The organism is Nonomuraea sp. NPDC050451, from assembly GCF_044458585.1.
On sequence record NZ_JBITHZ010000036.1, the window covers coordinates 17,589 to 32,392 of the forward strand.

General features: G+C 68.8%; 10 protein-coding genes and 1 pseudogene. 2 read left to right on the forward strand and 9 right to left on the reverse strand.

What is annotated here, in order from left to right; genetic code table 11:
• Window positions 1-31 precede the first annotated feature (31 nt).
• Window positions 32-532, forward strand: a complete 501-nt coding sequence (locus ACIBI9_RS54070) for an NUDIX hydrolase (protein ID WP_397235264.1) — start codon at window positions 32-34, stop codon at window positions 530-532.
• Here the strand turns inward: ACIBI9_RS54070 and ACIBI9_RS54075 are convergent.
• The 8 genes and pseudogenes from ACIBI9_RS54075 to ACIBI9_RS54110 form a co-directional block, all read right to left on the reverse strand.
• Window positions 507-1,991 carry a hypothetical protein gene (locus ACIBI9_RS54075; protein ID WP_397235265.1) on the reverse strand — a complete coding sequence of 495 codons (1,485 nt, stop codon included), beginning with the start codon at window positions 1,989-1,991 and terminating at the stop codon, window positions 507-509. The two genes, ACIBI9_RS54070 and ACIBI9_RS54075, sit on opposite strands and share 26 nt — an antisense overlap.
• A 3-nt stretch (window positions 1,992-1,994) precedes the next feature.
• Window positions 1,995-2,846 (reverse strand): zinc metalloprotease HtpX, encoded by an 852-nt coding sequence (gene htpX, locus ACIBI9_RS54080; protein ID WP_364846672.1) that lies wholly within the window; start codon window positions 2,844-2,846, stop codon window positions 1,995-1,997.
• Window positions 2,847-2,969: 123 nt separating this feature from the next.
• Complete coding sequence (locus ACIBI9_RS54085; RefSeq protein ID WP_397235266.1) at window positions 2,970-4,652, reverse strand: NADH-quinone oxidoreductase subunit N; 1,683 nt, start codon at window positions 4,650-4,652, stop codon at window positions 2,970-2,972.
• Entirely contained in the window at window positions 4,649-6,493 is a 1,845-nt protein-coding gene (locus ACIBI9_RS54090) for an NADH-quinone oxidoreductase subunit M (protein ID WP_397235267.1), read from the reverse strand. The genes ACIBI9_RS54085 and ACIBI9_RS54090 overlap by 4 nt, the downstream gene beginning before the upstream one ends.
• An 82-nt stretch (window positions 6,494-6,575) precedes the next feature.
• On the reverse strand, window positions 6,576-8,663 hold the full coding sequence (locus ACIBI9_RS54095; protein WP_397235268.1) for an NADH-quinone oxidoreductase subunit L: 2,088 nt from the start codon (window positions 8,661-8,663) through the stop codon (window positions 6,576-6,578).
• A 410-nt stretch (window positions 8,664-9,073) separates the two neighbouring features.
• A pseudogene (gene nuoK, locus ACIBI9_RS54100) lies at window positions 9,074-9,397 on the reverse strand (NADH-quinone oxidoreductase subunit NuoK); the annotation flags it as partial.
• Entirely contained in the window at window positions 9,397-10,179 is a 783-nt protein-coding gene (locus ACIBI9_RS54105; protein WP_397235269.1) for an NADH-quinone oxidoreductase subunit J, read from the reverse strand. The pseudogene nuoK and the gene ACIBI9_RS54105, both read right to left, overlap by 1 nt.
• The gene (locus tag ACIBI9_RS54110) at window positions 10,176-11,597 is read right to left on the reverse strand and encodes a 4Fe-4S binding protein (RefSeq protein ID WP_397235270.1); all 1,422 of its coding nucleotides are present in this window, start codon (window positions 11,595-11,597) and stop codon (window positions 10,176-10,178) included. Before ACIBI9_RS54110 ends, ACIBI9_RS54105 begins: the two co-directional genes overlap by 4 nt.
• 151 nt (window positions 11,598-11,748) lie before the next feature.
• On the opposite strand from ACIBI9_RS54110, the gene ACIBI9_RS54115 reads away from it, so the two are divergent.
• Entirely contained in the window at window positions 11,749-13,113 is a 1,365-nt protein-coding gene (locus ACIBI9_RS54115) for a protein kinase (protein WP_397235271.1), read from the forward strand.
• Between the two features lie 690 nt (window positions 13,114-13,803).
• On the opposite strand, the gene ACIBI9_RS54120 is transcribed toward ACIBI9_RS54115, so the two are convergent.
• Window positions 13,804-14,769 carry a hypothetical protein gene (locus ACIBI9_RS54120; RefSeq protein ID WP_397235272.1) on the reverse strand — a complete coding sequence of 322 codons (966 nt, stop codon included), beginning with the start codon at window positions 14,767-14,769 and terminating at the stop codon, window positions 13,804-13,806.
• Between the last annotated feature and the right edge of the window lie 35 nt (window positions 14,770-14,804).

Genomic DNA, 14,804 nt, shown 5'->3' on the forward strand with positions numbered 1-14,804 from the left:
ATGTCGGGGCTCGATCGTAAGCTCGGTAAACGTGACGAAGATCCCCCTGCGCCGCTTTACGGCGCGTGCCCTGCCCATTGATGATCAAGGTCGGGTCCTCCTGCTCTATGGCTTTGATCCGGCTCGCCCCGACGAGCCGTTCTGGTTCACGATCGGCGGGGCGGCGGAGGACGGCGAGACGTTGCAGGAGGCGGCGGCGCGGGAGTTGTTCGAGGAGGTCGGGATCCGGGCGAATGCGGACGAGCTCAGCGGGCCGTACGGGAACAGTGTGATCGAGTTCAACTGGGCCGAGTACGCCATCACGCAGGATCAGACGTTCTTCGCGATCTGGGTGGGCACCGATGCGGTCGTGTCGTTCGATCACATGGAGCAGATCGAGAAGGACACGACGACGGCTTATCGGTGGTGGAGCGTGGAGGAGCTCGAGAGCACGGAAGAGGCCTTCTTTCCCACGAATCTCGCGTCCATCCTGCGCCAGATCGTCGCGGATGACGTGTCGACGGGGGTTACTGGGGGCGGAGGATCCGCGTAGCGCCGGCGATCAGCGCCGTGGCCAGGATCCAGCCGGAGACGATCAGTCCGTACGCGAGCCACTGCGTCCACCCGCCCGGGTCGAACAGCTCTCGTTGCCCGAATGCGGGGATCGGGAGCAGGAGGTCGAAGGTGTAGGCGAAGGGGTTGAAATCGGGGCTCTCGGAGGGTTTGAGCGCTCTCGGGGGGTTGATGGCGAAGACGACCGTCCCGAGAGCCAGCAGCAGGGCGAACCACATGCCCGCCAACCAGGGGCGGTAGCCGTACCCGACCGCGACGTCGAGCAGCCGCCCCCACGCCCGGCTTCCGAGGCCCTGCGTCTGCCGGCGGGCGCGGAGTTTGGCGAGTTGGGTGCGCCGGGCGAGCGCGTCGTTGCCGTCGCTGAGGAACCAGGCGGCGAGTTGCTCGTACGGCTGCGGCCTGAACCCCTCCGGATCCCGGGTCACCCAGTCGATTCGGCGGGTTACGCCGGAGCCACGCAGCCGGTCATAGGTCAGGCCGTTCAGGCGTAGTTTCTCGGGCCAGGTGTCTGGGTTGTCGTGCAACGTGCCGACGGTGGTGTGTGCGAGGGTGACAACGCCTTCGATGGGCTTCGCGGGCTTCAGGTAGAGCTCGCGAAGCTCCATGTGGCTTGCCTGGAGGGCGTAGCGGGTGTCCGGGCTTCGGATGATTCCGTCGAGCGAGAGTGTCCCGTTGATCCGCACTCCGCGTAACCGTACGCAGCCCAATGCCAGGAATCCATCGGTGCAGCGCATGACGTCCTCGACGACCATGTTGTCGGCGATGAGGGCCTGCTTGCCAGGATTGCGGAGGGTTGCGCCGTCCAGAAAGAAGCCGCCGTTCAGGCGGGCGCCGACCAGGCCGATTGCTCCGGTGAAGTCGGCGTTGCGCATGTACGTGCCGGAGTCCACGACGACGGCGTTCGCGTAGAGCGCCCATCCCTCGTCGTCGTCGGCCGTCACCTTGGTGCCGCCCAGCCACAGCCCGCTCTCGAACTGGGCCCGGCTCAGGCGGACGGTGCCGGTGATGTTCGAGCCGGACAGGCTGAGGTGCCCGGCCACCCGCATGCCGCCGCCGCTGAGGCCCGGGAGGTGGCAGTCGGTGAGGCGTACGGTGCGGGTGGTGGAGTCGGTGAAACGGATGGGTTCATCCAGATGGCAGCCGATCAGGTTGAGTTCGTACGGGATCGTGCCGCCGACGATCGCGAGCCGGCCCGTGATCCGCGCGCCGCGCAGACGTACCGCCGGGACCGAGCCGGTGCCGGTGTCGCGGGCACCGAGGAGCAACTGGGCGATCACTTCGGCTCTGATCGAGCGTTCGGGCCCCCACGTGTGGCCGTCCGTGGGGGCGTTCGCGCCGGCCGTGCGGGGCGGGCCGATCTCGAACGGGCCCAGCTCGACGATCTGCCCGGTGGCGAACGCGTTCCAGAGCCTCCGCTCCGCCTTGGTTAATCGGCGCATGGGTCAGCGGCGGTAGCCGGCCATCCGCTCGAGGCGGGCGACCCGCTCGGACGTGGGCGGATGCGTGGAGAACAGGCGGCCGAAGCCGGAGCCGCTGAACGGGTTCGCGATCATCATGTGGGAGGCCGAAGTGAGGCGGCTGTTCTCGGGGAGCGGAAGCCTGCGGGCACCCATCTCGATCTTGCGGAGCGCCGAGGCAAGGGCGAGCGGGTCACCTGTGAGCCTGGCACCCGATTCGTCGGCCTGGAACTCTCTCGTCCGGGAGATCGCCATCTGCACCATCCCGGCCGCCACCGGTCCGAGCACCATCATCAGCAGCGCGCCCACGAAGCCCGGCCCCTCGTCATCGTCCGAGCCGCCGAAGAACACGGCCACGTAACTGATCCAGGTGATCATCGTGGCCAGCGCGCCGGCGACGGAGGAGATGAGGATGTCCCGGTTGTACACGTGTGACAGCTCGTGCCCGATCACTCCGCGCAGCTCGGCCTCGTCGAGCAGCTGGGTCAGGCCGTACGTCACGCACACCGCGGCCTGGCGAGGGCTTCGGCCGGTCGCGAACGCGTTCGGCTGCACCGTCGGCGAGATGTACAGGCGCGGCATCGGCTGGCGAGCCTCGGTGGAGAGCTCTCGAACGATCCGATAGAGCGTGGGCTGCTCCACCTCGCTGACCGGCCTGGCACGCATGGCCGACAGGGCGATGCGGTCGGAGAAGAAGTAGGCGACTCCGTTGCTCGCCAGGGCGAGCACGAGCGCGATCTGCACACCGGCGCCGCCGCCCAACCACGCGCCCACCGCGACAATCAGCGCCGACAGGCCGCCCAGCAGGATGGCCGTGCGCAGACCGTTGTGGTGCAAGGTTCCCCCCTTCGTGGTCTGGGTTCACCTCCTCCAACGACCACGACCCGGTCCTTCGTTCCCCAGCCGCTCCCCGGTGTGCTCAGCTGCGGGCGGAGCGCGACTTTCTCCATGGTTCGTCTCTCAGCCGAAGGCGGACAGTGAGGTCATGTCCAGGACCAGTTGGGGGGCGATCGAGAACAGCACGGCCACCGCCATGGCGAGGCCGATGGCCAGCCACGTCGCGGGCGTCGGGTGGTGCCGGACGAGGACCGGTGCCGTGGGAGAGGTGAAGAGGCGCGCGGTCCAGACGGCGTAGTAGTAGAGGCCGATCACGGTGTTGACGGCCATGATCAGGGCCAGCCAGCCTGAGCCGCCCTCCACGATCTCGCGGAAGACGAACACCTTGGCGAACAGCCCGGCCAGGCCCGGTGGCAGGCCGGCCAGGCAGACCAGACAGAACGCCAGCGCGAGCCCCGCCGCGGGGCGCCGGAACACCAGGCCCCGGTAGTCGTCGAGCTCATTGCGGGTGGCGGTCCTGGAGACGAGCAGGACCACCGCGAACGCGCCGAGGTTCATGGCGGCGTAGATGACCAGGTACGCCATGGAGGTGCCGACTGCGCCGACCACGACCGGTGGCGCCGCGTCACCGCCCACCTGCCCAAGCGGGGTGCCGACCGCGCCGACCACGACCCCGCCGACCCCGACCGCGCCGGCCCCGGTTCCGGCTGGGGCTGGGAGCGCGCCGGTCGCCCCGGCGAGCCGGGGCGCGATGCCCTGGGCCGCCACCGCCAGCGGCGCCAGGATGTAGCCGGACTGCGCGACGGAGGACCAGGCCAGCAGGCGTACGGCGGAGCGTTGACGCATGGCGAGCAGGTTGCCCGCGGTCATGGTCAGCGCGGCGATGACCCCCACTATGGGCGCCCACGTGGCGGCCTGCCCGGACAGTCCGGCGACCAGTATGAGGATCAACCCGGCGAACCCGGCCGCCTTGGAGATCACCGAGAGCAGCGCGGCCACGGGGACGGGGGCGCCCTGATAGACGTCGGCCGCCCAGGAGTGGAACGGCACCGCAGCGATCTTGAAGGCGAACCCCGCCACGACCAGCACGACTCCGACCGAGACGACGGCGGGCAGACCCTGGGCCGTCGCCAGGGCCGTGTCCTCCGCCATCCCCGGCGCCGGGGCCTGACCGCTGAACACGGCCGCCAGGCGGGACAGGTAGACCGTGCCCGCGACGCCGTACAGAAGCGAGACGCCGAACAACATGACCGCCGTCGACACCACCGAAACCACGAAGAGCTTCACGGCGGCTTCGGAGGCCCGGCCGTCGTAGCGCTTCAACGCGGTGAGAGCGAAGACCGGGAGCGAGACCAGCTCGAGCGCCACCACGAGCATGATCAGGTCTCGGGAGGCGGGCAGGGTCACCGCGCCGACCAGAGTGCAAAGGAGGAGGAAGTACCACTCACCGACCGGGATGCCGCCGCCCGCCAGTTCGGTCATCGACATCAGCACGACCACCACGGCCGCGACCAGCACCATGCCCGCGAACACCAGCGTGAACCCGTCCGCCACGAAGGAGCACAGCCTGGCGGGACCGGCGAGGTCGGCCGGGACGCAGAAGGTCGATCGCGGCGGGCCGCCCCTGATCGCCTGCGCGACGACGAAGGCCAGCGCGACCAGGACGCCTGCCAGCGTGACGAGTCCCAGCACGGGCTTCGTACGGGGGCGGGCCGGAAGGAAGGCGTCCAGTAGCAGCACCAGGCCGGCCACCAGGGCCAGCGTCAGCGGGGGCGCGATCACGAAGTAGTCGATCTGCTGGGTCATGAGACGGCTCCCAGCAGGATCTGCACGGCCGGTGTGGTGAGCGACAGGAGGAGGCCGGGCCAGAGTCCGAAGAGCAGGATCAGGGCCACCAGCGGCGTCCATGCCAGCAGCTCGTAGCTCCTGATGTCGTCTGCCGCCTGCTGCCGTGGAGGGCCGCCCGAGAAGGTGCCGCTACTCACGGGTTCGGCCTCCGCCAGGCGTGCGTCGGCGCCGGGCGGTCGGGTGTGGTCTGAAGGCGTGCCGCCGCTCAAAGGCCCGGCACCTTCCAGGAGCGCTTCGTCACCGGACCGTGCGGCGTGGTCCGAAGGCATGCCGGGTTCGGTGGTGCTTGGAGGCTTGGTCTCGCCGCTGTAGGGCTCCGGTCTCGGGGGTGGCTCCAGGGTGGCCGTTGCCGAGCGTCTTGCCGTCGAACCGAGAGGTACGACGGGACGCTCGTCCGGCGTGGCGCCTTCCCACTCGTCCAAGAGGGCGCCGCCCGTTCGGGGGCGGCCATGGGTCACGCGGGACAACATGACCAGGAAGTACGCGGCCGTCAGGACCGCCCCCAGACCCCCGACCGCCATGTACGTCAGGAACAGCCCGCGGGGCAGCCCGTTCGCTGGCTGGAACGCCCCGAACAGCGCCAGCATCTCTCCCCAGAACCCGGCCAGCCCGGGCAACCCCAGCGAGGCGATCGCCGCGAAGGTGAGCACCGAGCCCAGCCGCGGCAGCGTCGCCAGCATGCCGCCGCCCAGGGAAGGCATGTCGGCGGTGTGGTAGCGGTCCTTGATCGCCCCGGCCAGGAAGAACAGCAGGCCGGTGATGAGGCCGTGGGCGACGTTCGCGAAGAGGGCGCCGTTGATGCCGACCGGGGTCAGCGTGGCGAACCCCAGCAGGACGAAGCCCATGTGGCCGACGGACGAGTACGCGATCATGCGTTTGAGGTCACGCTGGGCGAGGCAGGCCAGAGCGCCATAGATGATGCCCACCACGGCGAACGCACCGAGCCACGGCGCCACCGCCATCGCGCCCTCGGGAAGGATGGGGATGGCGATCCTGGCGAAGCCGTACGTGCCCATCTTCAGCAGTACCCCGGCGAGCAGCACCGAGCCGACGGTGGGAGCCTCGGTGTGGGCGTCTGGCAGCCAGGTGTGCAAAGGCCACATGGGGGTCTTCACCGCCAGGCCGATGCCGATCGCCACGAACGCCAGGATCTGCACAGACCTGGCCATGCCGGCACCGTGGGCCGCGCTCAGGGCCTCGATGTCGAGTGTGCCGGTCTGGGCCCATACGAGCAGCAGGCCGAGCAGCATCACGACCGAGCCGAGCAGCGTGTACAGGATGAACTTGACCGACGCCGCCCGGCGGCCCTCGCCGCCCCAGATGCCGATCAGGAAGTACATCGGGATGAGGACGATCTCGAAGAACACGAAGAAGAGCAGCAGGTCGAGGGCGAGGAATGTACCGATCATGCCTACTTCGAGCACCAGCAGCGTGAACACCAGCGCCCTCGGCCGCGCCCCCACGAACCCCCTCCGAGCGGTGCCCCAGCACAGGTAGACGAAGCACAGGAACGTCAGCAGCGCCGTCAGCACGATCAGTGGCAGCGAGATCCCGTCGACGCCGAGGTGGAAGCGGAGCCCCAGCCCGGGGATCCACGCCCGGTCGACCTCGAACTGCGGCCGCGCGCCCCGCGAGTAGTCGAACGTCGCCGCCATCAGCACGGCCAGCGCCAGTGTCAGACCGGACAGGGTCAGTCCGTACGTGTGCAGCAGCGGCCGGAGCCGGTGCGGCGCGAGGAGGAGCAGGAGGGCGCCGAGCAGCGGCACGGCCAGCAGTGCGACGGAGAGCCAGGCCATCATGCGAGCACCCCCACCTCTGCCCTGAGGCGAGACCAGGCCGTCATGCGCACCCCTACCTCTGCCCTGAGGCGAGACCAGGCTGTCATGCGAACACCACCGCCCCCACCGCTATCAGCAGGACACCGGCCAGCACGCCGCTCACATAGAGCTGGACATTGCCGTTCTGGGCCAGTCGCAGCACTCCGGACAATCCGCGCGCCGATCTGCCGGACGCGCGCACCGCCCCGTCCACGACCACGTCGTCCGTCCGCACCACGAGCCTGGCCAGGGCCAGGACCGGGCGTACGAACAGCGCGGTGTAGAGGCCGTCCACGTAGAACGCCCGCTCGCACGGCCCCCGCAACGGGCCCAGCAGACGGGCCGGGTCGGCGACGGGGTCGATACGCCAGAACGCGTACACCGCTCCGGCGCCGAGCGCGGCGAGCACGATGCTCACGGCGGCCACGCCGAGGTCCAGGTGCAGTTCCCCGGCGAAGCCCAGCAGCAGGGCGGGGACGGCGAGGACGACGACAGGAACGAGCATCGTGCGGGGGGCCTCGGTGACGTCCACCACGTGGGCCGTGCCCGGCTCCGGCTCTGGGAGCGCCACGGCCCGCGCCTCGCCGAAGAACGTGCGTAGCCAGGCTCTGGTGGCGTACGCGCCGGTGACGGCAACCGTCGCGAGCGCGCAGCCGTACACGAGGAGCGCGGCCGCGTCCGTCAGGCCACCGGTGGACAGTGCGCGGTCCATGGCCAGCAGGATGCCGTCCTTGCTGAAGAAGCCGCTGGCCGGAGGGATGCCCATCAAGGCGGCGAAACCTATCGTCATCGTCACGAACGTCACCGGCAGTTCGCGCCGCAGGCCGCCCATCTGGGTCATCAGGTTGGAGCCGACGTGGTGGATCACCGCGCCCGCGCACAGGAACAGCAGGGCCTTGAACGCGCCGTGAGTCAGCAGGTGGAAGATGGCCGCCGTGTCGGAGCCCGCGGCCAGGCCGCCTGCCATGTACGCGAGCTGGCTGATGGTGGAGTAGGCGAGCACGCGTTTCAGGTCGTCCTGGGCCAACGCGGCCAGCGCGGAGCCCAGCATGCCCAGGGCCGCGACGACGGCCAGCACGTCGAGCGTGGGCTGGGCCGCGAGGAACGCGGGGAACAGCCTGGCCACGATGAAGATGCCGGCGGCGACCATGGTGGCGGCATGGATCAGGGCGCTGATCGGCGTGGGGCCCGCCATGGCGTCAGGCAGCCAGGTGTGCAGCGGGACCTGCGCGCTCTTGCCCGCCACACCGGCCAGCAGGAGCATTGTGGCGATCACGAGCGTGGCCGCAGACATCTCCGGCACTTTCCCCAGCACGTCGCTGATGCGGAAACTGCCTGCCGCGAGACCGAGCACGAAGATGCCGAAGAGGAAGCCGACGTCGCCCAGGCGGGTGACGAGGAACGCCTTGACCGCCGCGCGGGAATTGCTCCGGTCTTCCCACCAGTGGCCGATGAGGAGGTACGAGCAGAGGCCCATGATCTCCCAGCCCACGTACAGGACCAGGAGGTCGCCCGCGTAGACCACCAGGAGCATGGCGCTGGTGAACAGGCTGATGAACGCGCTGTAGGAGGGATAACGCGGGTCGTCCTTGAGGTAGCCGACGGAGTAGATCTGTACGGCCAGGGCGACGATGGTGACCAGGACGCCGAGGATGCTCGACAGGTTGTCGGCCTGGAGGGCGAGTGTGATCGGGACGCCGCCGGTGATGATGGTGCCGTACGTCTGGCCTGTGGGTGGGGAGGTGGTGGCGCCGTGCAGGTAGGCGAGGCCAGGGCCCCAGGCGAGCCAGCCCGCCAGGATCGCTGAGAGTGTGGTCGGGAGGATCGCGATCCAGGCTGCCCTGGTGTTGGCTCCCTGGGCCGCGACTCTGGTCGCCTCGGTTGCCTTGGCTTCGCGCTCGGGCGTCGTGGCCTCTATCGCGGAGGTCACGGTTTCGGGGGCGGGAATTGTGGCCTTGGACGTGGTTTCGGAGGCGGGCGTTGTCGTCTCGAGGCTGTCGGCCGGGGTGCCTGGGCTGGGCGTCTTGGGGTGCGGTGTCGCTCTTGTGCTGGAGGGGGCGCTAGGACGCTGGTGGGGCCAGCGGGAGAGCAGGAGGCCTGCCGCGGCGGCGATGAAGGGCAGGAGCACGGCGATGAGCGGGAATGTCGTCACAGCGTGCCACCTCGCTTGACGGGCTGCTCGCCCTCACGGCCGCCTTCAGTCTCTGCCCGCTTTGCCCGATCTGCATCGCTTGCCCCGTCCGAGCGGTCTGAGGCTCCTCGAGTTGCCTGAGCGGACTGGGCGTTCCGGTGCTCATTGGGCTCGGCAGTGGCGGGCGGACGGCCTTCGGTGGGGTCGGGCTGGGCGGGATCGGGCTGGGCGGGATCGGGCGCGGAGGGGTCGAGCGGGGCTTGGTCGAGCGGGGCTTGGTCAGTCGGGGCTTGGTCGGACGCGGCGGGAGCAGGCGCGGCGGGAGCAGACGTGTGCTCCGGGGCGATGGTGTGGCTTCGTACCGGTGTCGTGGCTGAGTGCGCGGCGTCGGGGGTGGGCTCGTCGGCGGCAGTACCCGTGATCGCCAGCGTTTCCGCGGGCTCGTCGGTCGGTTCGGCGAGGTCGCGGAGGTGGTCGATGTCGACGGTGCGGCGGTTGCGGTAAAGCGCCAGCACGATCGCGAGGCCCAGGCCCACCTCGGCGGCCGCTATGACGATGACGAACAGGGTGAGGACCTGGCCGCTGTGCAGGCGGTCGGCCAGCCACACGTCGAACGCCACCAGGTTGAGGTTGACGGCGTTGAGCATCAACTCGACCGACATCAACACGAGGATCGTGTTGCGACGGACGAGCACGCCATAGACGCCGATGGAGAACAGGAGCGCGGAGACCACAGCCGGGTAGACGATGTGCACTAATGACCCCCGGTCTGATCGGGTGGCAGATTCCCCCCGGTCCGGTCGGGCACCGAGTTGTCGGAGGGTGACGGGCTGGTCTCCGGCCGGGCGGGCGAGCTTTCCGCGCCTCCAGCGGATGGCGACTTATCCCCCGTACGCGTGCCATCCCCGGGCAAGTGGCCCCCGGCCGTGCCCCTTCCGGTCGGCGAATTTGCGGCGCTCGACTTGTCGGGTGGTGAGCTGTTCCCCGTTTGAGCGGATGGTGCGCCGCCGGGGATGTCCGTACGGGACAGGACGATGGCGCCGATCAGGGCGGCGAGCAGGAGCACGGACAGCGCCTCGAACGGCAGCACCCAGGTGGCGAACACACTGGCGCCCAACTCCTTCGCGGCTCCATGGCCTGGGGTCAACGGTGTGTAGGCGGCGTGGAATCCGTCGATCACCACCGTGACGAGAATGGCCGCGGTCGCCACGGCCACCAGGGCCGCGACCAGGCGGTTGCCACTGTCCAGGTCTGTGGAGCGGCCGATGGGGGCCCGGGTGAGCATGATGCCGAACAGCAACAACACGACCACCGCGCCCACATAGATCAGCACCTGGACCCAGGCGACGAACTCGGCGGTCAGCACGAGATAGCAGCCCGCCAGGGCACCGAAGGACACCACGAGCCAGAGGGCGGCATGGACGAGTTGTTTGGTCGTGACGACAAGCAGCGCCGATCCAACCGCTACCGCGCCCAACAGCAAGAAGACGATCTCTTGCCCGGTGGGTGACAGGTAGGAGGGCACCGCTTCGGTCACGACTCCTCCTCGGACTCCCTTGTCTCGTCAGGACCGAGCCGCCCGGGTGGCCGGATGGACCGTGGATCGGCCATCCTGCGCCTGCGGGGGCTCGCGGCAGAAGTTTGCTCCTCCGGCTCGGGCTTCGGTTGCGGGACGCCCGGGGCTGTGGACAACTTTTCTTGGGATGGCTGTCCTGTGGATGAAGCCTGTCCCTGGGGTGACTCCTTCACGGAGGGACCCGTCTCGCCGTCTTCTGTGGAGGACGAGGTGGTGGTCGCCTGACCGGTCGGTGGGGAGGACGAATCGGTCGTCGATTCGACGCCCGCCGTGTCGTCTTCCTCCGTAGTGGGAGCTGCGGCCGTCTCACCCTCTCCTGCGGGGGGAGATGTGGTCGTCTGGCTGCCTTCCGAGCGCGGCGCGCCGGCGTTCGTCTCGCCCGGTGCGGTGGAGGCGGTGTCGTCCTGAGCGCGGGGTGGGAGGGCGCCTGGAGGACGGATGCCCCGTACGTTCTGGATGGGTCGGCGTGGGCGTCCGCCTGGTGTGCGTGTGGCAGGGCCTGATCCAGGCGCGTCCGCGGCGGGCTCCCCATCCTGGGCGTCGGGCCTGGGTGTCGTCGCTGAGGTGCCGGGGCCCGTGGATGGGGCGCTGGATTCGGGCATCGTCCCGGATGCGCCGGCTTTGGGCGTTCTTCCGGCCACGCCAGCTTGCGTAGCTCCGGGTACTCCGGCTTCGGGGGTTGTTTCGGGGACGCCTGCTGGGCGTTCTGCCCTGGTTGTGGGCTGCGGTCCTGTTGTGGGCCCTGCGTCCTGCGCTTCGGGAGTGGCTCTTGTGTTGCTTGTTTCCGCTGCCGGTGGGGTCTTCGCCGTGTCTGGGGAGGGGCGGGCGGCCGCGCCTCTGGGCTGGGGCGGTTCCGCTGTGCGTCCTGTACGGGCGGCAGGGCGGCGGGGGGCGGCGGTGAGTTCCTTCGGGGGCTCGGCGCCCGGGTCGTGGGCCGGAGGCGGGGGGACGGTCTGGGTCCAGGCGGCCAGCTTGTCCTTCTCGTGGATGAGGTTGCGGATGTCGCCTTCCGCGTACTCGAACTCCGGAGACCAGAAGAGGGCGTCGAACGGGCAGACCTCGATGCATATCCCGCAGTACATGCACAGGCTGAAGTCGATGGCGAAGCGGTCGAGGACGTTCCGCTGGCGGGGACGGCCGCCCTCGGGGGCCGGGATCGTCTCCTTGTGGGAGTCGATGTAGATGCACCAGTCGGGGCACTCTCGGGCACAGAGCATGCAGGAGGTGCAGTTTTCCTCGACCAGGGCGATGACGCCGCGGCTGCGGGGCGGGAGGGCAGGCTTGACCTCGGGATACTGCTGCGTCACCGATTTGCGCAGCATGTGGCGAAGGGTGATGGACAGCCCCTTTGCTAGCCCGACTCCTGGTATCCGCCCCATGCTTCAATATCATGACGCAATTGGTCCCGCAGGCAAATGAGTGGGGACAGGGTCCCCAGTTTTCCACAGCTGTCCACAGGTTGACGGGGAGTTATCCACAAGCTGTGTGCATGCCCGGTATGAACCGTGCCGGGGCGATAGTCTCTCGGCCATGCAGCAGAGGCATCAGGTCCGTCCCGGTGGCGGGGCGTGGGCGGCCGCCGTCGTCTGGGCCTGCCTGCCCCTGTTCACGTGCGGGCTGGCGACCCCGTTCACCATCGGGTTCGCCGCGTTCTGGCTGCGGAGCATCTGGCAGGTCTTCGCGGCGTCCGCCTATCTGGTCTGCATCGGGTCGTTCGTGATCTCGGCGCTGGCGTACGAAAACTTCGAAGACATCCCCAATCCGCTGGCCGCGCTGGTCTCGGTGGGGCTGTTCGTCAGCTGGCTCGGCGGGGCCATCCACTCGGGACTCCTGGTGCCGACCATGGCACGGGCGCGACTTCAGCCGCCGCCCCGGGGGCCGGTGCATCCGCAGCACACGGATCTGCACCAGAGGACGACCTCGCCCTCCCATCAGCATGGGCATCGGGAGCCTGGCCCCTATCAGCGGCGTTCTGGCCCGGCTGAGACGCACCGGCCGCGTCCCGCCTCCGCTGAGACGTACCAGCGGCGTACTGACTCCGCCGACACCCATCCGCCGCGTTCCAGTCCTGCTGAAAACTACCGGCGGCGCCCGACCCAGCCCGAGTCGCGCCGGCGGCGTCCGGGAGAGCCTGAGTGGATCGGGCATTATCAGGTGCTTCAGTCGCTCGGGCGCGGTGGACAGGGGGCGGTTTACCTGGCCATGGCGCCCAACGGGACCCGGGTGGCCGTGAAGGTGCTGCATGATCTCGTCGATGAGACGGCGCGGGCCAGGTTCGCACGGGAGGTGGACACGGCGCGGCGGGTGGCGACGTTTTCCACAGCCCGGGTGCTCGACGTGAACATCTCCGGCCAGCACGCCTACATTGTCAGCGAGTACGTGGAGGGACCCTCGCTGGAGCAGCTCGTCAAGAAACATGGTCCGCGTGATGAGGACAGTCTGACCAGGCTGGCGTTATCCACAGCCGGAGCGCTGGCGGCTATCCACAAGGCGGGGATCGTGCATCGTGATTTCAAGCCGAGCAATGTGCTGATCGGGAACGACGGACCCCGGGTGATCGACTTCGGGATCGCCCGGGCATTGGATCAAGTGACGATGACGTCGGGGAAGATGGTCGGGACGCCGCCGTACATGTCGCCCGAGCAGCTGACCGGGGAGGCTGTGGGGCCGGCTTCCGATGTGTTCAGCTGGGCTGTGACGATGATGTTCGCGGCTACGGGGCGGCCGGCCTTTGGGGAGGACACGGTGCCTGCTGTGTTCAACCGGGTGCTCACGCTGCATCCGGACCTGTCGCCGTTGCCGCCTGCTTTACGGACGGTTGTGGGGTCTTGCCTTAACAAGCGGCCTGAGGATCGGCCTTCGGCGTCTGATGTGATGCTGGCGATCGTGCACTGAGTTGTTGCCGCCCAGGGTGGTTCTCCGGTCGCCTGGTCGCGGCAGGGATGGGTTGCGGTGTGACTGGCCTGGCGTCTTGGGTTGGCGTGCTGGGTGAGCAGTTGGCCTCAGAGGGGTCGGTCTGCCGGTGTCTTCAGCATCCTTGCCTGCCGCCGCCGGTCCGGGCGGGTTGGTCGTTGATCGCGGCGCCCCTTCAACATGGCTGGCGTCGGTGGTTCGGGCGTGTCGCCAGTACGTTGGCGTCCTTGATCGTGGCGCGCCTTCGACATGGCCGGGCCTCGCTGGTCTGGACGTGTTGCCGGTGTCGTTGGCGTCGTTGATCGCCGTGCGCCTTCGACATGGGCGTCGCTGATCCGGGCGTATTACCGGTGTCATTGGCGTCGTAGATCGTGGGCGTGCCTTCGGGCTGGTTGGGCGTCGCTGAGCTGCACGGGCCCTCAGGCTGCGTTGCCGAACTGGGCGAGCCCTCAAGCCGATCGGGCGTCGGGTGTTTTGCCAGTGTGGCTGGCTGCGGCTGATCGCGGGTGTCGGCAACGGGAGTTGGATCGGGTGCGTTGGCCGCGTGGCTGGGCACTGCTGTTCTTGGCGCGTCAGTGGCTGCTGCCCTGGACGTCAGGGGGCGGCTGCTGCCCTGGACGTCAGGGGGCGGCTGCTGCCCTGGACGTCAGGGGGCGGCTGCTGGCTTGGACGTCAGGGAGTGGCTTCCTTGGTGGCTCTGGTGAGGTTTAGGTACTCCTCGCGGGAGATGCGGTGTACGGCGAGGGAGAGGTTGTGGCGTTTCGCGAAGGAGTGGGCGTATTCGGGGAGCCAGCGGCCCGGGAGGTGGTGGAGGGGGCTGCCTGTTGCGTCGAGGATGAAGAGGCCGGTGAGGCTGTCGTACTGGTAGAGGAGAAGGCTGAAGGCTTCGCGTGGGGAGGCGCCGATTCGGCGGGTGGCCGTGACCTCCGTGCCTTGGAAGATCTGGAGTTTGCCGGAGGAGTTCGCTTTGAGGTACGGTCCGCGGCCCGCTGAGGGCAGGAGGGTGCCTCTGCGTGCCTGCCAGCGGTTTATTCGTCCGAAGACGGGGCGTAGGACCAGCAGGGCGGGGCTGAAGGCGACCATCAGCCATTTGGATTCCAGCATTTCCAGGAGAAACCGGCCCATTGACGAGACAGCGCGCCAGGCGGCCCACATTCCGAGAGACGCCAGGTAGGCCATGAGGGCCATACCTGCGATTCCCGCGCAAATGGCCACCGGCTTGTGCCATTTGCGCGGGAATAACGGTCGGAGGCCGCGTAAGCGTTGCCAGCCGGGGGCGCGGCCTGCCAGGACCGCGCGTACGCGGGCCGGGTGGAAAGAGCGGGCGTCCAGCAGTGGGATGCCTGCCCTGTGCGCGAAGAGGTCCAGGTCGGGCTTGTGCCACTCGCCCGGCAGGTCGAGCAGGACCAGACCGTCCACGTCCAGGACGGCTATGCCTTGCACGGGTTGGAGCTTGCCGGTTTTGGTGGCGACCTGTTGGCAGTTGTAGTGGTAGAGGGTCGCTGGTGCAACGCGTACGGAATGGCCTGAAGCATTGTCGGTGACGACCAAGGTTTGGCCGTGTGATGTCAGAACGGTTTCCGGGCGGAGTTCGCCCTTTGTCGCGCCTGAGATCGGAACAAGATGGTCCACAGTCATACCCCCAAAGGCCCCCTGCCCAGGTACGACGAATA